Source organism: Methylopila sp. 73B, from assembly GCF_000526315.1.
GTDB lineage: Bacteria > Pseudomonadota > Alphaproteobacteria > Rhizobiales > Methylopilaceae > Methylopila.
Genome location: NZ_JAFV01000001.1, coordinates 3,706,165 through 3,729,011, shown reverse-complemented (window position 1 = coordinate 3,729,011; position 22,847 = coordinate 3,706,165). Strand labels below are relative to the sequence as shown.

The 22,847-nt window shown below is 63.9% G+C and carries 26 protein-coding genes and 2 tRNA genes; 20 read left to right on the top strand and 8 right to left on the bottom strand.

Translation table 11 applies throughout. The features are described from left to right. The first annotated feature begins 41 nt into the window (after positions 1-41). From K244_RS23255 to K244_RS23990, 7 genes are all read left to right on the top strand, one after another. Positions 42-251 (top strand): helix-turn-helix domain-containing protein, encoded by a 210-nt coding sequence (locus tag K244_RS23255; RefSeq protein ID WP_081761503.1) that lies wholly within the window; start codon positions 42-44, stop codon positions 249-251. Between the two features lie 2 nt (positions 252-253). Then, the gene (locus tag K244_RS22220; protein WP_020187650.1) at positions 254-937 is read left to right on the top strand and encodes a hypothetical protein; all 684 of its coding nucleotides are present in this window, start codon (positions 254-256) and stop codon (positions 935-937) included. Between the two features lie 97 nt (positions 938-1,034). Then, positions 1,035-2,555 carry a phage/plasmid primase, P4 family gene (locus K244_RS23250; protein ID WP_155931811.1) on the top strand — a complete coding sequence of 507 codons (1,521 nt, stop codon included), beginning with the start codon at positions 1,035-1,037 and terminating at the stop codon, positions 2,553-2,555. A gap of 378 nt (positions 2,556-2,933) precedes the next feature. After that, entirely contained in the window at positions 2,934-3,119 is a 186-nt protein-coding gene (locus K244_RS0117805; protein WP_020187648.1) for a hypothetical protein, read from the top strand. Positions 3,120-3,193: 74 nt separating this feature from the next. Then, positions 3,194-3,562 (top strand): hypothetical protein, encoded by a 369-nt coding sequence (locus K244_RS0117800; RefSeq protein ID WP_020187647.1) that lies wholly within the window; start codon positions 3,194-3,196, stop codon positions 3,560-3,562. 1 nt (position 3,563) lies between these two features. Continuing rightward, positions 3,564-4,166 (top strand): hypothetical protein, encoded by a 603-nt coding sequence (locus K244_RS0117790; RefSeq protein ID WP_155931810.1) that lies wholly within the window; start codon positions 3,564-3,566, stop codon positions 4,164-4,166. Continuing rightward, positions 4,150-4,353 (top strand): hypothetical protein, encoded by a 204-nt coding sequence (locus K244_RS23990; RefSeq protein ID WP_020187644.1) that lies wholly within the window; start codon positions 4,150-4,152, stop codon positions 4,351-4,353. The genes K244_RS0117790 and K244_RS23990 overlap by 17 nt, the downstream gene beginning before the upstream one ends. Positions 4,354-4,534: 181 nt before the next feature. Here K244_RS23990 and K244_RS23985 read toward each other — a convergent pair whose 3' ends face one another. Then, positions 4,535-4,726 (bottom strand): hypothetical protein, encoded by a 192-nt coding sequence (locus tag K244_RS23985; RefSeq protein ID WP_020187643.1) that lies wholly within the window; start codon positions 4,724-4,726, stop codon positions 4,535-4,537. On the opposite strand from K244_RS23985, the gene K244_RS0117780 reads away from it, so the two are divergent. Genes K244_RS0117780 through K244_RS0117765 form a run of 4 tightly spaced genes read left to right on the top strand, consistent with a single transcriptional unit; the run spans position 4,725 to position 9,789 of the window. Further along, positions 4,725-6,203 carry a phage portal protein gene (locus K244_RS0117780; RefSeq protein WP_036307052.1) on the top strand — a complete coding sequence of 493 codons (1,479 nt, stop codon included), beginning with the start codon at positions 4,725-4,727 and terminating at the stop codon, positions 6,201-6,203. The genes K244_RS23985 and K244_RS0117780 overlap by 2 nt on opposite strands. Next, the gene (locus K244_RS22215) at positions 6,193-7,527 is read left to right on the top strand and encodes a S49 family peptidase (RefSeq protein ID WP_020187641.1); all 1,335 of its coding nucleotides are present in this window, start codon (positions 6,193-6,195) and stop codon (positions 7,525-7,527) included. Before K244_RS0117780 ends, K244_RS22215 begins: the two co-directional genes overlap by 11 nt. Beyond that, positions 7,524-9,389: a tape measure protein gene (locus K244_RS22835; protein WP_020187640.1), complete on the top strand. Its 1,866-nt coding sequence runs from the start codon at positions 7,524-7,526 to the stop codon at positions 9,387-9,389. Before K244_RS22215 ends, K244_RS22835 begins: the two co-directional genes overlap by 4 nt. A gap of 1 nt (position 9,390) precedes the next feature. After that, entirely contained in the window at positions 9,391-9,789 is a 399-nt protein-coding gene (locus tag K244_RS0117765; RefSeq protein ID WP_020187639.1) for a hypothetical protein, read from the top strand. Between the two features lie 56 nt (positions 9,790-9,845). Here the strand turns inward: K244_RS0117765 and K244_RS0117760 are convergent, their stop codons facing one another. Then, a complete protein-coding gene (locus K244_RS0117760; protein ID WP_020187638.1) occupies positions 9,846-10,076 on the bottom strand; it encodes a helix-turn-helix transcriptional regulator in 231 nt (76 codons plus the stop codon). Positions 10,077-10,189: 113 nt separating this feature from the next. Between K244_RS0117760 and K244_RS0117755 the strand changes: the two genes are divergently transcribed. Genes K244_RS0117755 through K244_RS0117745 form a run of 3 tightly spaced genes read left to right on the top strand, consistent with a single transcriptional unit; the run spans position 10,190 to position 11,398 of the window. Further along, the gene (locus tag K244_RS0117755) at positions 10,190-10,504 is read left to right on the top strand and encodes a hypothetical protein (protein ID WP_020187637.1); all 315 of its coding nucleotides are present in this window, start codon (positions 10,190-10,192) and stop codon (positions 10,502-10,504) included. Further along, the gene (locus K244_RS23695; RefSeq protein WP_020187636.1) at positions 10,501-11,049 is read left to right on the top strand and encodes a helix-turn-helix domain-containing protein; all 549 of its coding nucleotides are present in this window, start codon (positions 10,501-10,503) and stop codon (positions 11,047-11,049) included. Before K244_RS0117755 ends, K244_RS23695 begins: the two co-directional genes overlap by 4 nt. A 55-nt stretch (positions 11,050-11,104) precedes the next feature. Beyond that, positions 11,105-11,398: a type II toxin-antitoxin system HicB family antitoxin gene (locus tag K244_RS0117745; RefSeq protein WP_020187635.1), complete on the top strand. Its 294-nt coding sequence runs from the start codon at positions 11,105-11,107 to the stop codon at positions 11,396-11,398. Between the two features lie 2,195 nt (positions 11,399-13,593). Here the strand turns inward: K244_RS0117745 and K244_RS0117740 are convergent. Beyond that, positions 13,594-13,683: transfer RNA gene (locus K244_RS0117740), tRNA-Ser, on the bottom strand. 501 nt (positions 13,684-14,184) lie between these two features. Here K244_RS0117740 and K244_RS22200 point away from each other — a divergent pair. Next, a complete protein-coding gene (locus tag K244_RS22200) occupies positions 14,185-15,198 on the top strand; it encodes a DMT family transporter (protein ID WP_020187634.1) in 1,014 nt (337 codons plus the stop codon). 66 nt (positions 15,199-15,264) lie between these two features. After that, entirely contained in the window at positions 15,265-16,110 is an 846-nt protein-coding gene (locus K244_RS0117730; RefSeq protein ID WP_020187633.1) for an MOSC N-terminal beta barrel domain-containing protein, read from the top strand. Between the two features lie 37 nt (positions 16,111-16,147). On the opposite strand, the gene K244_RS0117725 is transcribed toward K244_RS0117730, so the two are convergent. From K244_RS0117725 to K244_RS0117710, 4 genes are read right to left on the bottom strand one after another with little or no spacing between them, the layout of a single operon-like run. Next, the gene (locus tag K244_RS0117725; RefSeq protein WP_020187632.1) at positions 16,148-17,425 is read right to left on the bottom strand and encodes a TRAP transporter large permease subunit; all 1,278 of its coding nucleotides are present in this window, start codon (positions 17,423-17,425) and stop codon (positions 16,148-16,150) included. Further along, a complete protein-coding gene (locus tag K244_RS0117720; protein WP_020187631.1) occupies positions 17,422-17,964 on the bottom strand; it encodes a TRAP transporter small permease in 543 nt (180 codons plus the stop codon). Before K244_RS0117720 ends, K244_RS0117725 begins: the two co-directional genes overlap by 4 nt. Further along, the gene (locus K244_RS0117715; protein WP_020187630.1) at positions 17,957-18,628 is read right to left on the bottom strand and encodes a cyclase family protein; all 672 of its coding nucleotides are present in this window, start codon (positions 18,626-18,628) and stop codon (positions 17,957-17,959) included. The genes K244_RS0117720 and K244_RS0117715 overlap by 8 nt, the downstream gene beginning before the upstream one ends. Positions 18,629-18,633: 5 nt before the next feature. Further along, positions 18,634-19,635 carry a TRAP transporter substrate-binding protein gene (locus K244_RS0117710; protein ID WP_020187629.1) on the bottom strand — a complete coding sequence of 334 codons (1,002 nt, stop codon included), beginning with the start codon at positions 19,633-19,635 and terminating at the stop codon, positions 18,634-18,636. A 624-nt stretch (positions 19,636-20,259) separates the two neighbouring features. Between K244_RS0117710 and K244_RS0117705 the strand changes: the two genes are divergently transcribed. The 3 genes from K244_RS0117705 (at position 20,260) to K244_RS22195 (ending at position 21,465) form a co-directional block, all read left to right on the top strand. Further along, positions 20,260-20,646: a hypothetical protein gene (locus K244_RS0117705; RefSeq protein WP_020187628.1), complete on the top strand. Its 387-nt coding sequence runs from the start codon at positions 20,260-20,262 to the stop codon at positions 20,644-20,646. A 270-nt stretch (positions 20,647-20,916) separates the two neighbouring features. Then, positions 20,917-20,993 (top strand) — tRNA-Arg (locus tag K244_RS0117700). Positions 20,994-21,012: 19 nt separating this feature from the next. Continuing rightward, positions 21,013-21,465 (top strand): hypothetical protein, encoded by a 453-nt coding sequence (locus tag K244_RS22195; RefSeq protein WP_024816584.1) that lies wholly within the window; start codon positions 21,013-21,015, stop codon positions 21,463-21,465. 169 nt (positions 21,466-21,634) lie between these two features. Here the strand turns inward: K244_RS22195 and K244_RS23690 are convergent, their stop codons facing one another. Next, positions 21,635-22,243: a hypothetical protein gene (locus K244_RS23690; protein WP_155931802.1), complete on the bottom strand. Its 609-nt coding sequence runs from the start codon at positions 22,241-22,243 to the stop codon at positions 21,635-21,637. Between the two features lie 181 nt (positions 22,244-22,424). Here K244_RS23690 and K244_RS23240 point away from each other — a divergent pair, with 181 nt between their 5' ends. After that, positions 22,425-22,784 carry a thermonuclease family protein gene (locus K244_RS23240; protein ID WP_197027186.1) on the top strand — a complete coding sequence of 120 codons (360 nt, stop codon included), beginning with the start codon at positions 22,425-22,427 and terminating at the stop codon, positions 22,782-22,784. Positions 22,785-22,847: the final 63 nt, after the last annotated feature.

Here is a 22,847-nt window from a genome sequence, read left to right as displayed (position 1 = left end):
TCGCCCGACATGCTCCGCTCAATCAATTCGGAGCAGCCACAATGAATGCCGTAACTTCCTCCTCCTCCGCACTTCCTCGCATTGCATATCGGATCAACGAAGTCGCCGAAGCTTTGGCGGTGTCGACCGCCCTCGTATATCTCTGGCGCCGTCAGAAAAAGATCAACATTACCAAGATTGGCGGGCGCACCGTCATTATGGCGGACGAACTTCAGCGGTTCTTGGCCGAAAACGCCAAACCGGCGGCCTGACTATGGCCGGCCGGGCTCTTCCTCCGCCGCCGCACCCGCGCGAACGCCTACACGACCGCGCTCTCACGTCGAACGAGATTGACGCCATCGCTCGGTCGCATGCTGAAGCGGATGCGACGAATGCCGTCGTCGTCGACGGCTTCTTGAGATGGATAGAGGAGGACGACCAGCCCTCCGGTGCTTTGCGGTGCCCGTTCTGTGGCCGATTGCACGGTCATGGCCTCGACGCCCAAGTCTTTACCAGGCGCCCGCACTGCCATGGCCGGCAGACGCCCCCCGGCGACTATCGCATCCGTTGGCATGCTCCATCCGCGCTGCCGCCCGAGATCGCGATGGAGCTAGCGCTTCCGCAGGATTCGCACCTGGCCGACGGTTGGTGGTGTCGCGACCATGCGTGGTGGATGCGCCACAAGCGTCTGTCGGCGCTCACTTCACGTGAAGAGAGCATCGTTCGCGGCATCCTCTATCGCTATTGCCGCTCTGTCGTCTTCCGCATGGCGCTCTGCGAGCGGCTCGACGACTTCCCCGAGCCCGACGAGCGTAAGCGCGCGATGCGAGAGCTTATCGCCGAGGTGGCCCGTCGTCACGGCAAAGGCCTCGGCGCAGGCAGGGTTGGTTGGGCGCGCAGGCTTGAGATCGCCGCGAGAGCCCTTCACCACGCTGCCCATCACGGGTCCCTTTGGTGATCGCAAAGCAAGACGGGCAGCCCCGGCAAGGACTGCCCGTCTAATCAGTAGTCTCGCCGGGCAGGGCTGAGACGAAATTCCACTCTGAGCAGGGCGAGTGCTCGACAAAATGCATACCGAAACAGTCGACGACCCGCAAGCGGATGACGGGCCGAAGGCATCTCCGTTAGGAGGGCCGCCAAGCCTGCGGACGTTCGCGCGCATCGAGCAGTTCGATGACGGCGCTGGAGGCTGGCATGACGTCCCTCGCGTTCCCCTTATCTGGGCGGCTATCGCCTTACGGCACTTCGGAGACGACGACGTCGTACGCTGGCGCGACTGCTGGTGGCGCTGGGGCGGATCACACTGGCGCGAGACGGCGGACGGCGAGATGAGCGCGGCGGTTCGCATAGCGCTCGCTCGCGTCGAATGTCGGGCGAAGAATGGCGACGACACGCGGGCGCCTTTGCTCACGGTCGACCGAAAGGTGATTTCCGAAACCCTTGCCGCGCTTAGCGACCTTGTCCGGGTCCCCGATGAGGTCGAGCCGTTCACCTGGCGCACACCTCAGTCCGGTGATGCTTTGCCGGCAGATTTGATCGTTTGCAAAAACGGCTTATTCGACTTGCGGAGAAGGAAACTGTTGCCTTCCGATCGCCGCTACATGGCGACGGGCACGGGTGATTGGAAATACTCCCGAACTGACCACATCGAATGGAACCGGTGGCTTCGCGAGCTATGGCCGGATCAAGCGTCGCGGGATCATATTCAAGAAGTAATCGGTCTCTTGATCTCCGGAGATCGTAACCTCCAAAAAATCTTGGCCTTAATTGGCCGCACGAGGTCTGGAAAATCTCTCTTCCTGCGGATCGTGGGCGAAATTTTAGGCCCCGCGCAAGCGGTCACGGTTTCGTCTGCGGCCTTTGGCGAGACGTTCGGTCTGTCCGGGACTATCGGAAAACGATTGGTGATGATCGCCGATTTGCGGCTCGGTCGGCAGGTCGACCGAGGCGCGCTTGCAGAGCGGTTCCTGACCTTCTCTGGCGAGGACCGGGCTTCAATCGCGCAAAAATTTCGCGGGGACTGGAGCGGTACGCCGACCGCCCGGCTCGTCTATGCGGCGAACGAGCCGCTCACGATCGCCGACGATTCGAGCGCCTTACCGAACCGCACCGTTCCGGTTGTCTTCGAACGCTCCTGGCTAGGTCGCGAAGACCCGACGTTGATCAACCGCTTTCGGGACGAGCTGCCGGGTATCGTTGAGTGGGCTGCAGTCGGGCTTGCGCGGCTCCGAGAGCGAGGACGCTTCACGTTGCCGCCAGCGGCAGAGCGGATGCTCTCCGACATGGTGGGAGACGCGAGTCCCATCACCCAGTTCGTCGCCGATCAATGCGTGCGAGAGCCGGAGGCTCGCATCGAAACCGATGAGCTTTGGCGAGAGTGGCGGACGTGGGCTGAGGCTGCAGGGGAGCGTCCGGGAACTCAGACCAGTTTCGGTCGAGCCCTCCGAGCCGCCTTTCCAGAGATCGTGAACGGCAGGTCAAAGGGCGGACGGTCTGAGCGCCGGTCGCGATCCTATGTCGGTATCAGATTGCGATGGAAAGACGACACCGTGTCCAGGCGTGTCCACGCCCTCTAGCTCCATCTTGGACACGAAAGACCAAGCAACAGCAAACTCTTATGCCTCGGTGTCCACGTGTCCATCTTATATTCAATGAAACGACCGCTCGAGAAGGCGGAAGGGTCCGTAGGGCAAGAAGTAGAGAGCACAATTAGGACCGATCCCGGACACGCCCCTGTAAACTCGATTAACGGTCGGATTCCCCAAAAGAATTTGTGTCCACAATCCATCTTGGACATGCCGCGCGAATTGGACACACGCCCATTCCGCGGTCAGCGCGACCCCGCGGCCGCTGCCGATATTCGCCGTTCGCGCGGCCGGCCACCGGGGCCATCGGTGAAGGTCGCAGTTCGCGATGAGGCTCTGCGCCAGGTGCGCAGGCGGAGCTACGCGGCTATGTCGGACGCTGCGGCGGCTGCGTTGATGGCAAAAGCCGCCCGGAGATACGCGACGAGCCGCTTCCAGCGCGACCGAAGCAACGGGATGCCGCTTGATCTTGATCTCGCGACGTTCTTCGTAATCCTTGAGGCGGGGCGCTTTCCCAGCGAAGAGCGGTTGCGTAAGATATTGTCCGAATGTTGATCTCAAATAATCTGTATTCGAGCATTTATTTGACCAGCGCGGCGCGTCATCCTCACCTTAACAAGGATGCAGCCATGATAGAAAATAAGCTAAATCTTGATCTTAACCGCGCGCGCCGGCTCGTCGACGCGGCCAACGCGGTCACCGACCGCAAGATCCGGCACGACGCCAGGTTCAATCGCATCAGGAATGAGCGCATTGGCGCCGAGACCCGCCTCGACGAATACGGCGCCAGCCCTCTCCGTGACGAAAAAGCCTACGGCATTCTGGTCGCAGAGGTTGAGCGGCTGCACCAGCAGGAGCGGGAGGCTCACTCGTCTTACGAAGCTGGAGACGAGGACGCAGCAATCTTGAGCCTCGCTCACCGCTGCGCCAACTACGTCGTCGACATCCTCGAAGACAAGGCTCCGGTCGATATCCGCGAATTTGCGGGGGTCGACTGAGATGGCGCGCTCACCCGCCGCCACCCCTCCCGCTCAGTTTAGGACACGCGAGGACCTAGTCGCGCTTCGCGCTCGCCTGGCTGACGTCGCCGAACGTCGCCGTGCGGTTAAGAACGCGCCAGCAGACGTCTCCGAAATCCGCCATCGGATCACAGCGTTCGTCGAAGCTGAGCATCGCAAGGTGTTCGACGCGATGCGCGTCCTCGATCTTACCAGACCCGAATGGTCGGCCAGCGATTTCGACCTTTGGCATCCGATGAAAATTTACAGCGCGCCGGCTATCGGCGTGATCGGCGTCCAGCAGTCGGCACCTCAAGCGCATCCGGTTGGGATGATGGCGGCGCTCCTTGGAGTTGACGTCGTCGTAGACCGCCTCTGCGCTCTCGCGGCTCCAATGAGCGCCGGCGGCAAAAGCGCCGGCGAGCGCGCAGCCGAACTCGTTCGGCTCGACGAAGAAGCTCGGGACCTTGGCATCGTCGAAGAGCGCATCATCCGCGAGGCGGAGAGCCGCAACCTATTGGTTCCCCGCCGTGGCGACGCCGATCCGGCGATTGTCTTGGCCAATAGCCTTGAAGAGGAAGCTACCGATGTCCAGAAGCGTTGATCTTTTCGAGGAGCTTGGCGCGCTGATCAGCGCGGCGAGGACGGCGAAGGGCCGCAGCGATGGTGAGGAGATCGCGCGGATCGTCGACCGTTGCGCCGCGGTCTCCGATGAACTCGGACGCCTTGGGCATCACATCGACTTCGACCGCCTCGGTGACATCGAAGACTCCGATAGCGCTCAAATCTGAAGGAGTGCGCCCCCTTCGCGGGTCCTCCGGTAGGGGTGGGGTGCTGCGGGGAACGCGGCCGCGCAGGCTTTTTCTAGCTCCAAAACTTCTGAATACTTCACTGCAATATGCGAAACGCATAGTTGATGCGGCAGCAAGATCAAGCTCAGTCAGGACCACCTGACCCTTGATACTCATGGGATCAAAGGCGGTAAATTCCGTCATCGAGATAATCCCTGAGTCGTGCCTCAACTTCGCGCTTAATGCGCGCCAAACGGAAGTAGACGAGAACGATGGTCACAAGGTCGCTGACCTCAGGCTCCGGGACTAAACCTCGCGTGCGCGTGTCCTCCGGCGATGCCACCGGCGCGTCGGCGCGCGCGATGTCGGCCATGAGCGCATTTCGCGCGCCAGGCTCGGCGAGTGAGACGTTCGAAGCCGCGGGGCAGGGGCGGCGCCTGCGCGGGTTCAACCCCTCAAAGAACCACGTCAACGTCGCGATCCAGGCGGCCGGCCCCACTCTCGTCGCTCGGGCGCGTTGGCTTTACGAGAACGACGGCTACGCCGGCAGCGCGGTCGACGAATGGGTGTCGGCCTCGGTCGGCGACGGCATCAAGCCGCGACCGCGGACCAAGGCCGCCGGCAAGCGCGCCGCGCTCGTCGACCTGTTCTGGAATTGGACCGACGAGGCGGACGCGGACGGCATCACGGACTTTTACGGCCTGCAAGAGAAGGTCGCGCGCGAGGTCTACCTTGCTGGCGAATGCTTTGTCCGGATGCGTGACCGCCGCGCGGACGACATGCGCACCGTGCCGTTTCAGCTTCAGATACTCCCGGGCGAGATGCTCGACTCGAGCTTCAACGCCGAGCTTGCCGGCAACGGCTACATTCGCGCCGGCATCGAGTTCGACGCCCTGAATCGTCGCGTCGCGTACCACTTTTGGCGCGAGCACCCCTATGACACTGAGCGCAACCGGCTAGGCGGCTCACGCCAACGCGTGCGGGTGATCGCAGATGACGTCATCCACGTGTTCGACGGCCGCCAGGGCGGCCAAATCCGCGGCGTTCCGCGGATTGCGCGTGTCCTCGTGAAGCTTTTCACGCTCGAAATCTACGATGACGCCGAGCTTGAGCGCAAAAAGACCGCTTCGATGTTCGGCGGGTTCTTGATCGGGCGCGGCGAAAACGTTCTCGGCGAGATCAACGAGGATGAGGACAGCAACCTCGCTGGCTTTCAGCCGGAGCCGACCATTTCCGGCATGCAGCCGGGCGCGATTATCGACCTCGGCGACGACAGGGACATCAAGTTCGCCACGCCAGCCGACGTCGGCGGAAATTACGACATTTTCCAGTATCGGACGCTCACGAAGATCGCGGCGGGCCTCGGCGTGCCGTACGCCTACATGACCGGCGACGTGACGAAGGGCAATTTCTCCAACGTCCGGACCGACATCATCCGGTTTCGCCGCCGCGTAAGCCAGTGGCAGAACAACACGCTCATTTTTCAGCTTTGCCGACCCATCTGGCGGCGGTTCGTCGACCTCGCCGCTCTTAGCGGGTTCGTTGATGCGGCATCGCACGCTGCGGACCCGCTTGAGCTTTGGGGCGCAGAATGGCTCCCGCCGCGACAGGAGTGGATTGACCCGGCGAAGGACGTGAAGGCCGAGGCGGAGGCCGTGAACAACGGGTTCAAGAGCCGGACGCAGGTCGTGGCCGAGCGCGGCTATGACGTCGAAGACGTTGACGCGGAGATCGCAGCCGAGCGGAGGCGTGCGAAGGATACGGGCCTCGTGTTCGGTAGCGACGCGGGCGCGATGGCCGAGGCGTCGAAGCCGGAGCCGGCCGATAGGGAAGACGCCGATGCGGCTTAGCCTCGCCCATATCGTCGGCGCGACCTTCAACACGCCTCTTTTGATGCAACGCGGTCGGCTCGACACGATCTTGACCGCGCTCGGGCCGAGGATTCTCGACGGAGCCGACATCCGGCCGGGACCGGACGGCCATCCGCTTCGAACCGAGCGGCCGGAGCGCCTCGCGCTCTCCGGGAGTGGCCGCCGCCGCTACACGGGCGGCGGATACCTGGCCGAAGACGGCATCGCCGTCCTTCCGATCGTCGGAACGATGCTCCGCCGGGGCTCCTGGCTCGACGCCGAGTGCGGGTTGATGAGCTACGGCCTCATCCGCCGGTCGTTCGACGAGATGATGTCGGACACGAGCGTCCGCGGAGTGATGCTTGAGCTTGATACGCCAGGCGGCGAGGCGGGGGGGTGTTTCGACCTGTGCCGCCACATGACGCAAGCAAGCGCGGCGGTCGGCAAGCCGATCTGGGCGCATGCGAACGAACTCGCGGCCTCGGCGGGTTATGCGCTCGCATCGACGGCGGCGCCCGGCGGCCTGTGGGTGGCGACCACGGCCGAAGTCGGGTCGGTCGGAGTTCTCGCAGCTCACATAGACATGTCCAAAGCCGATGCGATGGCCGGCCTGCGGTGGACTTACGTCATCGGCGGCGACCACAAGGTGGACGGCAACGTTCACGAGCCACTTTCGGACAGCGCGCGAGCAACGATCGAGGCGGACGTCGCCAATCTCTACTCGATGTTCGTCGACTTGGTCGCAGCCAATCGTGCCATGAGCCCACGGGCGGTTCGCGCTACGCAGGCGGACATGTTCCGGGGAGCAAAGTCCGTTGCAGCGAAGCTATCCGACAGGGTCGGGACGTTCGACGAGGCGATGACGGCGTTTGCTCTTTCCCTACAAAAAAGCGGTGTGGAGCCTTCCAGCCGAGGGGCTTCGTCAGTGATGCTCCGGACCACGGCGAGCACGGTGGTCAGCGCTGAGACGCAACGTTGTGCGGCGATAACCCAGGCTGCAACGAAGGCGCAGAACTTCGGCGTCGATGTGGATGCCGGCGACCTTATCGCGCGCAACGTCTCCTCCGAGACCGCGGTCGTCGAGATCGAGCGCGCTGTACAGGTCGCGGGCATCGCTAAGCTGGCCGCGCGCGCCGGTGCGCCTCTTGATCCGCAGAATCTCCATGCCCGGAACATTACCGCTCGCCAGGCCGGCCGCGAGGTCCTGAACATGCGGGCGGCGCGAGATGAAGCGACCGGCGAGATTTCGACCTTTCCTGTTGGCTCGGGTCGTCCGGCGTCGCCGCGAGACCTTTGGCGTCGAGCGATGAAGGGGTCCAAGTGAGCACGACTTCGGCCAGCGTCGTTCTTTCGGTCGTCGACCGCATCACGGCCCCGATCGCCGCTATTCAACGGCGCATCGACCGCCTCACGGCGCCCGTGCGTCGCATCGGCCAGGCCATTAGCGACCTCGGCCGCGCCGCTGGCGTGGATCGTCTGACGGGCTCTGTCGTCAACCTCGGCCGAAGGCTCGGCGACGTCGGTTCGGTGGCGCGCGGCATTATCGCGCCGCTCGCCGCGGTCGGGGGCCTCGCGGCGGGGTTCGGCGCGCGGTCGCTCCTCACCACAAACATGGAGTTCGAGAAGTACGGCGCGATCCTCGAGACCGTCCTCAAGTCGTCCACGAAGGCGAAGGACGCGATGGCTTGGGTCTCCGACTTCGCGGCCAAGACCCCGTACGAAATCGGCGAGGTGACGGACGGGTTCGTCAAGCTCACGTCCTACGGTTTCCAGCCCATGAGCGGCGCGCTCCACGCCGCCGGCGAGGCCGCGGCGGCGATGGGAAGACCCCTTGAGCAGGCCGTCGAGGCGCTGGCGGACGCCGTTACGGGCGAGAATGAACGTCTGAAGGGGTTCGGCATCACGGCGTCGACCGTCGGAAACAAGATCACGTACAACTGGAATGAGAACGGCAAGCAAATGACTGCCTACGCGAAGAAAAATTCGCGGGCGCAGATTGAAGCCGTGATCTCCGGCATTTGGAACCGCCGGTACGCCGGTTCGATGGATAAGCTTTCGAGGACGCTAGGAGGCATGTGGGGAAACCTGCGCGATCAGTGGGCGCGCTTCATGCTCGTAATTGGCAACGCGGGCGCGTTCGACCACGTCAAGAACCGCCTCGGCGCTTTGCTCGACTACGTCAACGGCCTCGCGGCGTCCGGACAACTTGCCGCCGTAGGCGCGCGGATTTCCGACGGCCTTGTCGCCGGGATGCGGGGTGTTGAGGAATGGGTGCGCGCGGTCGATTGGTCCACGGCGTGGGAAGGTCTCAAGAGCGGGCTGCATGTGCTCGGCCAGTTCATCAGCTTCGCGGCCTGGCTTGCCGAACTCCTCGGCCCGACGGGTTCGGTCGTCGCTGGGCTCACGACGCTCGGCGCCATCACGTTCGCGCCGCTCATCGCCTCGCTCGTGTCGCTTGCGGGGGCGATCGGGAGCGTCGCCGGCGCTGTCCTGTTCACCCCTGCGGGCTTGGCGACGATCATTATCGCCGGCGGCGTCATGGGGCTCATGGCGCGCAAGTCCGAGGCTTTCGCCAAAATCTGGGAGATGCTCCCGCCGAAGGTGCAGGGCGCGCTCGCGCCGCTCGGCAAGATCGCCGACTTTATCGACTGGCTCACGGACAAGCTCGCGCTCGGCATCGACAAGGTCGCGGGCCTCATCGACGGGCTCACGGACAAGCTTGCCGGCGGAATAGGGGCCGTCGCGACGGGCATCACCTCGCTTTTCTCGTGGGCCGGCGAGGGCGCGCCGCATAAGCCCGGGACCCCGGCCGAGGAGGAAAAGAGGCGCGCCGAGATGGCGGTGCGGCCGTGGGGGCCGGGCGCCGAGGTGCCGCGCTATTCGCCCTCGGCGGCGCTCTATGGGCCGCAGCTTCCGAGCGCGCCCTACGCGCCGTCGGCGCGGTCCACGTCTTCGTCACCGTGGAAGCCTGCGGCGGGCGCGGGCGCGCCGATGCCCGCCGCGGCCGTGCCGGTCATCAATCAGGAGACGAACACCGTCAACGCGCCCGTGACGATGCACGCGCCGGTTACCGTCACAGTGCCCGACAGCCAGCTTGCCGCCGTGGTAGCTCGCGAGATTTCCAAAGCCCTCGCGGCGGTGCTGGCGCAGCAGCGCGCGGCGGCCGCCTCCTCGCTGGGAGACTGAAATGGACCTTGCGGATCAAATCGAGGCGTTCCTCGAAGGCGGAGCCCCTTTTGTCCTCATCGAGGATATCGAGATGATTGAGCCCATCGTCGAGTTGGCGCAGGGCGAGCAAATCATCGGTTCCGTATGGCGCATTCGAGGTGCGTTGGTTCAAGGCGGTCCGCGCTCGACCGGATGCATCACCGTCGCGGGAAGTGCTGACGAGGTCCGAGACCGCCTCGCGCGATTCCCCCTCCTACTGATGCTTGCGACAGGTGCCGAAGAACGCCGTCACGGGCGCGAAATCATCGGCTTTGGCACGTTCGAGACGGCAGAGGCGTTGCCCGAAATCACGACCGTCCGCGAACTTGTTGCCGATGCGGGGTTTGCACCGACCAAACCGGTGCGCACGCTCCAATGAACGCAGAACCGAGGGCGGGCGTGGTGCCCAGAGCGGGATATCGGCCCGCCGGGATGCTACTCGCTAGCCGCTAGCTTCCGAAGCTTGACCCCGCCCTCGATAAGTTCGACGCCCGCGGCCTCTAGAGCGTCCCTGATGGCGCCGAGGTTGTTGGCGATTGGCGTCCGCTTCCCGGTTTCAAAGTCCCGCACCGTTGAGACGCTGGCTTTGCTCGCCTCCGCGAGTTCTGGCTGTGACCAGTTCAAAAGGGCGCGCGCTGCGCGAGACTGTGCCGGCGTGATCGTCATTGGCGCATTGTAATGACCCGTTTGCATTTCGACAACATCATATAATTCAGTTGACGTCATCATGGTTAGCGTGATGTGTGTATGTCAGTGTTTTTATATGACGAGGCATGTGCATGTTGCAGGACGTCCGCGACCCCATGAACGAATGTCTGAGCGAGATGGCGCTGCTCAGAGCCGAGCTTGAGCGAGAGCACCTTTCAGACGCCGCTTACGAGGCAGCAACGTCGCGGTTCGTCGATCTTGACGGCCGGCTGGCCGCGTGCCCGCCTCCATGCTCGGTGGAGGGGGCGATGGCCGCCCTCGTCGAACTCAAACGCAACTGGATGACGCATTACGCCATCGACGAAGATGACCCGGGAGCCGCAACGATGACGGCTCTGTTCTCGGGCGTCGACGTGCTGGTCGCAGAGTTCGCGAGGCAGGCATGAGCCGCGTTTCATACCTGACCACGCGGGAGGCGTCGGCCATGCTCCGCCGGTCTACTAAGGCCCTTGAGCGCTGGCGGACGAAGGGCACCGGCCCGCGCTACATCAAGATGGGCGGGATCGTCCTGTACGACCCCGCTGACATCGAGGCGTTCGTCGATGCCGGCCGTCGCGGCCGGACGCGCGGCGAGCCGGAGCCGGCCAAGCCGCACCAAGCGGCTGCGGCGGTGTCCCGGCGGCCTTCTGAGCCGGCCTCGACGCAGAACGTCTCGCCTCGGTTGCTAGCGAAGACGCGCCCGTGGAATGTCGCCGAGCATCTCCACTCACCGGCGCAGCGCGCCGCCTACCTTGAGGCAGTGTTCGAAGAGGGCGACACAGTGCTCCTTGCCGCCGCGCTCGGCGACGTAGCTCAAGCAACGGACCTCGCAGGCCCGCTTCGTGGGCTACTGTCCAACATGCTCAGTTCGGAGGGTGGGATCAATTTGACGGCGGTGGCGGGCGCTCTCAAAGTCCTCGGGCTGCAGCTGCGGGTCCTGCCTTCGGAATGAACGTCGCGGCTTGAGCGGCGCGCCGCTCGCCGCAAAGACGGCCCTTCCGCTAAGGATGATCGCGATGCCCCACGTTTACGCCCTCGTCCACGAAGAGCGAGGCTCGTTCGGGATTTCCTTTCCGGACTTCCCTGGCTGCATCTCCGGCGGGCACACCCTCGACGAGGCCATACGGCGCGGTGCCAAGGCACTTAACTTCCATGTCGCCGGCATGGTCGAGGGCGGCGAGCGCCTTCCGACGCTCCGATCTTTGGACGAGCTTCGGGCGGATGCGGAGTTCGTCGAGAGCCTCGACGGTGGCGATCTGGCGCTCGTGAAATTCGGTATCCCAGACCGATGCCGAGGCTAGCGCCGTTTCGGCGGTGGTAGCGAGCATTCCCGAAGCCCATAGGCTTGGAGTTGAAGGCCCTTCCTGCACGACGAGGCGTCGGGCGGACCTTGCCATTCAAACGTGTGTTCTGTTTTTGTTCGAAGCCAGGTTTGTGTTAAAGAGCCATTCGAAATGGGAATGGACCCTCAATTTTGAACGAGCCGTGGCTGTAAATCCTGCCTGCTGGCTTCCATCGTCGCGATCATCGTTGTGGTAGCGCCGCGCTGACGAGCCCCAAATTTTCCTAGGTAGGAGGTGTTGTCACTTCCTTAGCCGGAACGAAATGGATCAAGATGCAACTCTTGCGGTCCGATTTATCCGCGCAGTTGCAGAGCAGCAGGGACGCCAATGCGGAATGATTCCCGACAGTTTTTTGTTTACGATCTAGAGATATGTGCACGCAAAGCTGAGGCAAAGATTCCTTCTTTTGAGGAGGTGTACGAAGTTTGGAAAAAATCAAAAGAAAATAACGTAGTTCATCCCATAAAGAGCAGTTCAGCATTCCTCAAGATCGGCGATATTGATTTCGACAGATTTAATAAAACTGCAACACTCCTAGTACGTATCTCCGACACCGCCTACCCAAATAGTGTTTATTCGGATCATGTATCAAATTTATTTACAGAGCATCAGAAAAGCGGGACGACCGGGGCGGACTTCGGATGTCACGTGATAATTTCTACCGTATCGGAAAAGAATAAGCCAAACACGTACACTTCGCTCGTGGAGAAGATGACAAATTTGCCTGGGAGCATAGTCCAGCGACTACTGTCAAAGCTTCTTAATATTGAGTATTCAAATAATAATCAGTTTTATGTATATCCTCACCCTGCAGGAGGGCTTACGCGCGAGGGCGAGCCTCGACTCGAACGGTGTTGCCCGCACATTGAATTGGGTGGGCGCCCCTCAGAAGCATTTATCAGCGATATCAATAGAGGCCGCTTGTCTGGCGTTCGTTTAATACGCTCCGAGCCGCGAACCCCGATGGGTAGTGGAGGTTTCTTAGTAAAAGAACAATCAGATCTGATACTTTCAGTCGACCAAGGAAGCGTTCCCCAACAATTATACGATCATATTAGGTCCTTTGCATCGAGTAATTCGGCCGCGTATCAAAGAACGTGTGTTTCATATAGACTTCCAGACAGTAAGAGAACCGTAACGGTTGAGCTTGATAGCAAAACAGGAGCGCCTATTGAGGACTTATACGTCCAATCTATTGACATTACTCGTATAAACCCATTATTGTCACAATCTTCGGAAGCGATTGTGAGGCATTTGGAAGCCAAAGCTAAGCCGCACCTGATCCATTACCGAGATATATGACATGATATCGATCATCAAATATGAATTAATGAGAGGGTTGACGTACAGAGCTATACGCCATGACTACATGCGGGCATACACGACTACGATCCCAGTAATAGGTGCGATATTAATTTACGTAGTTTACTTGTTGCTTCCCATAAGGCCGGAATTCCTCGGAGAGGAAGGAATCGTAAAGAGCGCTTTTGATATAATCGTGACGCTCCCTGGGTTCTATTTTGCTGGGTTGGCGGCAGTCGCTACGTTGGGCAATGTGTCGATGGATAAAGTAATGCCCCATCCCGCACCGCGGGCTTGGATTAAATCAAATGGTGTTTGGATCGACGTTGAATTAAGTAGAAGGCAGTTCTTATCTTATGTGTTTTCTTATCTAGTTTTGATTTCTTTTGTTTTGTGTGTAATATTCGCGTTAATAATGTCTTTCGAGGATCATATTTCCTGTGTGGGAACGCTTGATTTCTCGAGTCCTGTAAGCATATTGTCCTATATAGCAATCCAATGCTTTGGTTTTTCGATACTTATGATGTTTTTATCTATGGTTACAACGACACTGCACGGCATGTATTTTCTCACAGAGCGTGTCCATCAGCCCTAGGCATGATGCAATATTTGTAAGCGCTCTCGGCGCAGAGCACTGGCTGCGAGGGCCCTTCAAGGCTCTCAACAAGCCTAGACTGACAACGTTCGTCAGTCCGACGCGTCGGTAGCGGCGAGGCATCGAGGCTTAGCAAGATGCATTTTCTGCCTGCCGACTTCGGCTCAGCGATATTCCTAACGCCAGCTGACTTCTGGGGTCACTGCTGGGGTAAGTCGCCGAAAGCTTTCCAATTTGCTCATAAATCAAGAGGAACTGGCGGAGAGGGTGGGATTCGAACCCACGGTACGGTTGCCCGCACAACGGTTTTCGAGACCGTCCCAATCGACCACTCTGGCACCTCTCCGCGTATCGGCGAGCGTCGATCCGCGGTCCATACACGGCGCGTTACGTCGGCACAAGATGCGTCGCGCATCCGATCGCGCGAAGGGCGGCGCCGCGGCGGCGCCCTTCACGACGACGTCGCGCCAAGTCAGCTCGAGGCCGGCCGTCGGCGTGGATCAGGCTGGGCGCGAGGCGGCTTTACCCCCGCGGCTCGGCAGGCGCCCGCTCGCGGCGGACGAGGGCAGATCGATCCGGACGAACAATCCCCGCTCCCCCTCCAGCGGCGTCATCGTTCCTCCGTGGCCGCTGACGACCTCGTGGACGATCGACGGTCCAAGGCCGAACGCGACCCCGTCCGCTCCCTGGGAGGGTGAAGAAACCCTGAAGGCCGTCCCGCGTCCGGCGCACGTCTGACGCGCGTGGGCGCTCGATCATCTTTCCACCTTGCCGGCGGATCCTCTGGTAGATCTTGGCGACCGCCGCCCTTTGCGCAAGTCCGTCCCACTCCACGCATCCGAGTCCCATGAGCCCGCCGCCCTCCATCGCCTCGGCCGACGCCGCCGAGCCGGCGTCCGTCGCCGCGCCCCGCATCCCGCTGCCGCTTCCCTCCACCGACAACGCGTCTCTCGCGATCGGCCTAGTCGTGGCGGCGACGGCGTGCTTCTCGGCGGGCGACGTGGCGGCCAAGATGCTCGCCGCCACGCTTCCGGCGGTCCAGGTCACCTGGATGCGCTACACCGTGTTCGCGACCATGGTGGTCGTCGCCGCGCTGATGATCGGCGGCCCCCGCACGCTTCGGCCGAAGAGCGTGAAGCTCCAGCTCCTGCGCGGCGTCGCCACATCGAGCTCGGCGCTGTTCTTCATCCTCGGGCTGAAGAGCCTCGACGTCGCTCAAGCGACGGCGATCCACTACATGTCGCCGATCTTCATCACCGCGCTGTCGATCCCGCTTCTGGGCGAACGCGTCGGAGCGCATCGCTGGGCCGCAGCGGCCCTCGGCTTCGCGGGCGTGCTGATCGTGATGCGCCCGTTCGGCGCGGCGTTCACGCTCGCGGCGCTGCTGCCGGCTGCGGGCGCGATGGCCTGGGCTCTGGGCGCCGTGGTCACGCGCAAGATGGCGGCCGACCGGCCGGAGACCACGCTCGCCTGGTCGGCGATCGTCGGCCTCGCGATCCTCAGCCTCCTGGTCCCTTTCGCCTGGCGTATGCCCACGGCGCACGAGGCGGGCATCGCCGTCGCCATGGGCGTCTGCTCCACCGCGGGCCACGGTCTGCTGGTGGTCGCGTTGCGCCGCGCCGCGGCCTCGGCGCTCGCGCCGTTCTCCTATGTGCAGATCCTGTTCGCGGTCGCGATGAGCTTCGCCGTGTTCGGGCGCATGCCGGACCTCTGGACGATCGCGGGCGGCGCGGTGATCGCGGCGAGCGGCGTCTACGTCGCCCACCGCGAGCAGGTGTCCGCCCGGGCGCCGCGCGTGTCGTCGCGCTTCGCGGACGATCCCCACGTGGTCGCGGAGGCCGTGGCGGCCCCGCCTCGCTGACGGCGAGTTGGCGACCAGCGGGGCACGGATCTTGCGTGCGGCCAAGGCCTTACAGGAGATTGGCTGATGCTCGCAGGTCAGGTTTCGGCGCTTTGGCGCTATCCCGTCAAATCCATCCTCGGGATGAGCGTCGCCGAGGCGCCGCTCACGGCGGCGGGCCTGCTCAACGATCGGGCCTACGCCGTGATCGACGTCGAGACCGGCAAGATCGCGAGCGCCAAGCGGCCCCAGCTCTGGCGCAAGATGCTTGAGCTCGCCGCCGTCGCCGATGCGGACGGCGGCTACGGCGTGCGCTTTCCCGACGGCGACGTGATCGCGCTCGACGACCCCGCGCTCGACGCCCGCCTCAGCGCCTTCCTCGGCCGCAAGGTGCGGCTCAAGACCCAGGCCGCGGCGACCGACGCGCTCGACCGCGCGGTGCCGGAGGAGGTGTTGGACGAAGGCGAAGGCGCCGAGGTGCAGTCGACCCATCTCGTGCTGGCCCAGGCCTCGCCCGAAGGCGGGTTCTTCGACTACGCGCCCTTCCACGTGGTGACGCGCGCGAGCCTCGACGCGGTGAGCCGCGCGCTCGGCGACGACTCCATTCTGGCGCAGCGCTACAGGGCGAACATCGTGCTCGACATGCCTGACGCCGAGCCCTTCGCGGAGAACGGCTGGACCGGCCGCGAGCTGAGGATCGGACCGGACGTGACGCTCACGCTGATCGGCGCGACGCCGCGCTGCGCGGTCCCCATGCTCGCCCACGGCGACCTGCCGCGCGCCCCCGGCGCGCTGACGAAGGTGGTGGAGCTCAACCGGATCGAGCTGCCGGAGTTCGGGCCGGGCCTCTACCCCTGCCTCGGCGCCTTCGCGACCCTGAAGTCCGCCGGCGTCGCCGCGGTGAACGACGCGGCCGAACTCTCAGACGCCTGACGACGCAGCGCGGAAGGCCAAGGCCCTCCGCGCGACGTCAGTACAGCATCCGCGCGGGCACGAGCACGAGCGCCGGGAACAGCGTCAGGATGATCAGCACGATCAGCTGCGCGATCAGGAACGGCCAGACGCCCTTGATCGCGAGCGCGAGGGGCACCTTGCCGACCGCGGAGACCACGTTGAGCACCGTGCCGACCGGCGGGGTGATCAGCCCGATCGCGTTGTTCATAACGAACAGCACGCCGAAGTAGACCGGGTCGATGCCCGCCTGCTTGACGATCGGCATCAGCACCGGCGTCAGGATCAGGATCGTCGGGATGAAGTCGAGGGCGGTGCCGACGATCACCACCAGCAGCATGATCACGGCCATCAGGATGACCTTGTCGTGCTTGAAAGGGTCGAGCATCGCCGAGACTTCGGCCGGGATGTTGGCGATCGCGATGAGGTAGGCCGAGACCGAGGCCGCGGCGACGAGGAACATGACCGCGGCCGAGGTGCGGACCGCCATCAGCATGGCCTCGTAGAGCTTCGGCAGCGTCAGCTCGCGGTAGACGAAGGCGCCGACCAGCACGGCGTAGACCGCCGCGACGACCGCGGCTTCCGTCGGCGTGAACACGCCGCCCTTGAGGCCGCCGATGATGATGATCGGCAGGCCGAGCGCCAGCGCCGCGTCGAGAAGGGCGCGCCCGGCCTCGCCCCAGCTCTTGCGCTCCATCGGCTGCACCTTGTCGCGCTGCGACACGACCCACCAGGCGACCGCGAGCGACAAGCCCAGCAGCAGGCCCGGCACGATGCCGGTGAGGAACAGGCGGGTAATGGACACGCCGCCGATGACGCCGAACACGATGTAGCCGATCGACGGCGACAGCACCGGCGCGATGATGCCGCCCGAGGCGATCAGCCCCGAGGAGCGGCCGACGTCGTAGCCGGCCTGCCGCATCACCGGCAGCAGCATGGAGGCGAGCGCCGCGGTGTCCGCCACCGCCGAGCCCGACATGCTGGCGAGCAGGATCGCGGTGAAGATCGCGACATAGCCGAGCCCGCCGCGCAGGTGGCCGACGAGCGTCAGCCCGAGCGTCACCAGCCGCTTCGACAGGCCGCCCGCGTTCATGGCCTCGCCCGCGAGGAGGAAGAACGGCACGGCGAGCAGCGGGAAGCTGTCCGCGCCGTTGACCATCTGCAGCGCGATCAGCTGCCAGTCGAGCGCGCCGAGGTGCCACATCAGGGCGCCGGCGGTGACGATCAACGCGAAGGCGATCGGCATGCCCATGAAGATCGCGCCGAGCAGCACGAGCGAGAAGATGGCGACGGTCACGAGACGCCCTCGGCGACGTTGGGCTCGATGACTTCGCCATGCGGCCCGGAGCGGATCAGGTCGACGAGATCGGCGAGGATGAGCAGCGACAGGCCGACGCCCGCGACCAGCGCGCTGGCGTAGACCCAGCCGGTGGGGAGCTCCGAGACGGGAAGCAGGTTCTCGGCGTTCAGCACCGCCTGGTCCCAGGCGCCGACCGCGAGCACCACGCAGCAGCCGAGCGAAAGCGCATCGGTGACGATGCGGCAGAGCCAGCGGCCGACCTTCGGCAGCGGCGCGAGAAACATGTCGACGCCGAGATGGCCCTTCTGGCGCATCACCACGACGGAGCCGAGGAAGATCAGCCACACGAACAGGACGCGCGACACCTCCTCGGCGACCGTGATGCCGCTGTCGAAGCCGTAGCGCAGCACGACGTTGCCGAAGACCAGCACGATCATCACGCCGAGGATCGCGACCAGCAGCGCCTCGAGTCCGCGGAAGCCGAGATCGACCGCGCGCCCGAGCCCGCGCCGCGGCGGGGAGGAGGGCTCAGACATCGAGGCCCTCGATGGCGTAGGCGCGGGCCGGCGCGCCGTCCGCGTTGGGGATCAGCAGCGGGGCGGCGCTGAGCAGCACGCGCGGCGCGCGGATCTCGGCGGTGTTGATGAGGTATTCGATCAGCGTGGCGCCGTTCCGAAGCAGCACGTCGTGGGTGACGTGCTGGTCGTTCGGCACGGCTTCGCCCTTGAGCAGCAGGCGGATCGGGTAGTCCTGCGGGAAGTCGAAGGCGACCGCCGTCGGCCGCCGCTCCCACAGCCAGTCCGCCGCCTCGCGGGTGAGCCAGGGCGCCTCGGTCCAGAACTCTGGGATCGTGTAATCCCGCCGCGCCGCCCACTGGGTCGCGAGCAGCAGGATCTCGCCCTCCGGCCCGCCGGGGTCGGCGGCGGCGAGCGCCTCCGGCCCGATCGGCTCGTTCGCCGGCGCTGACGACAGGTCGAACACCCGGCAGGGACCGACGACGCGCTCGAGCGGCGTGGCCTCGATGGTGGGGCCGCCCGCCACGAAATGCGCCTGCGCGTCCACATGGGTGAAGCCGTGGCACGTGGTGGCGATGCGGCTGACGCGGAACTGGTCGCCCGCCGCGAGGTCGCCTTTGACGGTGACCTCGGGAGACCACCGGAAATGGCTCTCCATGGGCATGCTGAGATCGATGACGCGCATAGGGCTCAGCTCGCGGCCGAGGTGATCTTGTCGACGAGCTCGTGACCGAACTTCGCGACGTACTCCGCCTTCACCGTGTCCGCGACCAGCGCGCGGAACGCGCCCACATCGATGTCCTCGACCACCTTCATGCCGTCGTTCTTCAGCTCGGCGACGGCGACCTTCTCGCCCTCGACGTTCATCTCGCGCTGGAACACCGCGGCCTCCTTGGCGGCGGAGACGAGCGCCGCGCGCAGGTCCTCGGAGAGGCCGTCGAACTTGATCTTGTTCATCACCAGCGGGGCGGTGGTGAAGGCGTGGCGCGTGAGCGACAGGTGCTTCTGCACCTCGAAGAACTTGGCGTTCAGGATCAGGGTGACCGGGTTTTCCTGGCCGTCGATCGAGCCCATCTCGAGGGCGGTGAAGAGCTCGGTGAAGGCCATCGGCGTCGGCACGGCGCCCAACAGCCTAAAGGCCTGGATGTGCGCGGGGTTCGGCGTGGTGCGGATCTTCAGGCCCTTCACGTCCGCGGGCGTCTTCACCGCGCGGCGGTTGTTGGTGAGGTTGCGCCAGCCGACCTCCCAGGTGGAGAGCGCCTTCAGGTTCGACCCCGACAGGCCCTCGCGCAGGTCGTCGCCGATCGGCCCGTCGAGCACCGCCGCCACATGGGCGCGGTCGTTGAAGAGGTAAGGCAGGTCGAGCACGTTCAGCTTGGGCGCAAGGCCGGTGAAGAACGGGTTGCCGGTGAGGCAGATGTCGAGCGTGCCGCCGCGCACGCTTGCGATCATGGTCGGATCGTTGCCGAGCGCGCCGTTGGCGTAGACCTCGACCGCGATCCGGCCGCCGGTCTTCTCCTTCACCAGCTCCGCGAAGCGCAGCCCGCCCTTGTGGAAGGCGTCGACCTCCGGATGCGGATGGCCGAAGCGAAGCTTGAGCGGCGTCTGCGCGCGGGCGCGGGAGCCGGTCGCGACGAACGCGGTCGCGGCGGCGGCGCCGGCGATGACGGCGCGGCGGGAGAGAGCGGTCATGAGCAGTCCTCCTGGTGGCCGCCCGGCGCTGGGAGGCGCGGACGCGCCAGCGCCCGTGAGGGCGAGCGGCTGCGTTCCGCGCCATGCGGCGTCGGCGGCGATCTTTGCGATGAGGAGGCGTCCGCCTGTCCCAGCGGGTCGCCCGTCCTGAAGTTGCGTTTCCCAGCCACGAGCGATCTTTGTGTCGCCGTCAGCCGCCATATACTGCATGCAGCATGCGGCGTAATGCAACAGCGATGTTGCGTGGCCGTTGACGCCGGTACGGGAGCAGTCGGGCCGGTCTCAACGGCCGGCCGCGCAACACAACCAACCGACGAAGCCTTAGGCGGGAGCGCGACAACGCGGCGTCTGAGGTCCACCGCAGGGCGTCGAAAGGACCGCGAACGGACTCGGGATCGGGATCTCTCGACCTCAACGGATGGCGGATCGCGCGCCCCGGGTCCTCGATCGGGGAGCGGCCACTTCCCTGCGTGGACGCGCCGCGGCGGCGCGTGCGTTCAGTCGGTCCGCGTTGCGTAAAGCGGGACGAGAGTTCCTGGAGCCCGACTGCCGCCGACGCGTCAGGGATCATCGGCGTCCAGCGCGAGGCCGGCGCTGTCCCCTTCGTTCTCAAAGAGAAGGCCGATGAAGCGCGCACGGGTGGCTCATGCCGACGAACCGGCCGTGCGCCTTCCGCTCCACGGAGCGCGATCCACGCCCAACTTGGTCGGCGCGGCGCACAAACCGTCGGCGGTTCTGGACCAACTGGACGGCGCTCTCGCTCTCTCATCAACCGAGATCGGCGACGTGTTCTCCGAACCCAAGCGCGCCATCACCGACGGCGTGGTTATCACCCCGACGCTGATTGGCCAGGCCGTCGGCAGAAGGATCGCCCTGATGGGCGACCTCGCCGATCGCGCACGGTTGAAGGGGGCGCTGACGATTTGCTGTGCGAGCGCGTCCTGCCCGGCGGACGCCGCGATCCGCATGCGCGCTTCGAGCCTAGGTCTCGGATACTGGGCCTCGGGATGAATGTCCTTCTAGCCGATCCCGCGCCTTGCGCGTCTCCGGGCCGCGGATTGGCTCTGCGTTCAGATGCCGCCCACGTCAGGAAACGCGGCAAGACGTTCCCAATCCGCCGACGAGCGCGGCGAAAACAGCGCGTAACGGAAACCGGGGGTGCGCCGAGATCCGCTCTGCGGACACTCGAACCTCCCTCCTCTGTTCCCTTGAGAACCGTTCGCCCCGCAAACCCCGGATTGCCCCACGCGTCGCGATCGGCTAGGTTTCGCGCCGGCTCAGGCACCCGTAGCTCAGCTGGATAGAGCGCTGCCCTCCGAAGGCAGAGGTCAGAGGTTCGAATCCTCTCGGGTGCGCCAAAAATCCCTAAGAATATCAATGGCTTATGTGAGCGACCCGGCCGCGTCGCCGGTCGTCCCACACAGTCGTCCCACACAACGGCAGCGAGCACGACGAAGAGCGTGGCTCGCCGTCGCGCTGTTGATCGCCGCGCCGCTGGCCGGTTGCCAGACGACCGCGGAGCTCGAGTATGAGCGCTCGCAGCGGCTCGCGGCCTTCGAGGGCTTGACGCTGGCGCGGTTCATGGGGGCGACGGGGCTCACACCTTCCGACGCTTACCCGATCACGGGCGGGAAGGTGTTCGTGTTCGACGGGCCGACCGTCGTCTCCACGCTTCCGGCGACGCAGTGGACACCCGCCGTCTCGCGCGCGGCGGCCTGCCGGCTGCTGATCTCGGCGAGGGTCGCCCCAGGCGTCGCCCCCGGCACAGCCGATAGCTGGATCATAACCGGCACGTCGCGGACGGGCCCGTGCCAGACGGTGCCGATCTGATGGGCGTCGGGACGCAAACAGTAAAAGGGCAGGAGATAGACCCGCTTCGGACACGGTCTTCCGCGAGATGTCAGGGGGTGGGCACGATCCGCCCCGACGCCGGCAAACAGGCCGAACTCGCGGCGCTCGATTTTCTAGTTGGCGCCGCGGCACCCTAGGACCCCACATACTAGGGACATCCTAAATAAAGTTCTGATTTCCCAGCGAAGTCGACATTATCAATAGCCTCAAAGACGTAATTTGGAATCGTAAATCTTGGAATAATCAATCGATCAGGACCCTGGCCACAAATATTCAAGTTTCCAGTGTAATTTTTTACATACACTGAATAAAGTATTTGCGTTCCGCGTTTCAAATCTATTTGAAAACCATTTCGACTGAAGATTCCACCACTGCGAGGGTGACGTGGGTTAAATCTATTGTTAAAGGACACGGCACTGATGTCAACTGTGCTAATGCTTTGACCTGATGACGAATTTGTCCTAACTGCTGTAAATGAAAAATTATTTACCTCTTGTGCTAAGGCGCCAAAATAAGCTGTGCCTTGTAGACGGGGATCAAAAACTCGGGCGCCTGTAGCTGGTCGTTCGCCGCCGTCAAATTTCAGCAAGACGCCGCTAGTTGTGGAAGATCTGGCTAGTGGCAGATTTGCTGCAAGGTAAGGAGTGCTCGCAAACGGGGCCGGCTCCCAGGGTTCCATGGCCAAGTCGGCACCAAGGGAGCTGGTTAATCCCAATATCCATATGACGCCAGCAAGACGTGCCGCGCCTATCGACATCTCTTGCATCCCTCTCTTGAACGCGGGCTGTAGCGAGAAATCTATGGGAGTTTCTTCGTAAACTACCGCGGGTCGGCTATCGCCAATTAAAATCTCAGTATTCGATAGTGGGATACGCAGCCATTCACAGCAACATATCTTTTGGAGTAAAGCACATATCCTCCAAAGTATGAGGGTGCGCTTGTCAGCAATTGAGGCGCGATGTGCGTGGCGTCGAGCGCACCCGCCTGTTTGGAGCCCAATCGAGACGCACCCGAGTTCGCGGTCCGCGAAGTGCCCGCTCGAGCTGTTCCGTGCGGAGGCGGCGCGCGACCGGCTGAAGGCGCTGCTGAAGGGCCGCGAACCCACGATCGACCGCACCGGCGCCGATCGCTACGGCCGCACCGTCGCCGTCGTGCGTGTGGACGGGAATGACGTCGGGGCGATCCTGGTGCGTGAGGGCCACGCGAAGCCTTTGCCAACGCTGCGGCGGGCTGATCGGCCGGGGTGGCGCGAGCGGAACAATCAACGCGGCTGCGAATGGTTTCAAAAAGCCAACTAATGATTCCAGCGGACCGGCATCGTTTAGATGCCATCTAAAGCCGCCGCGCGCTCGGCCCCGAGC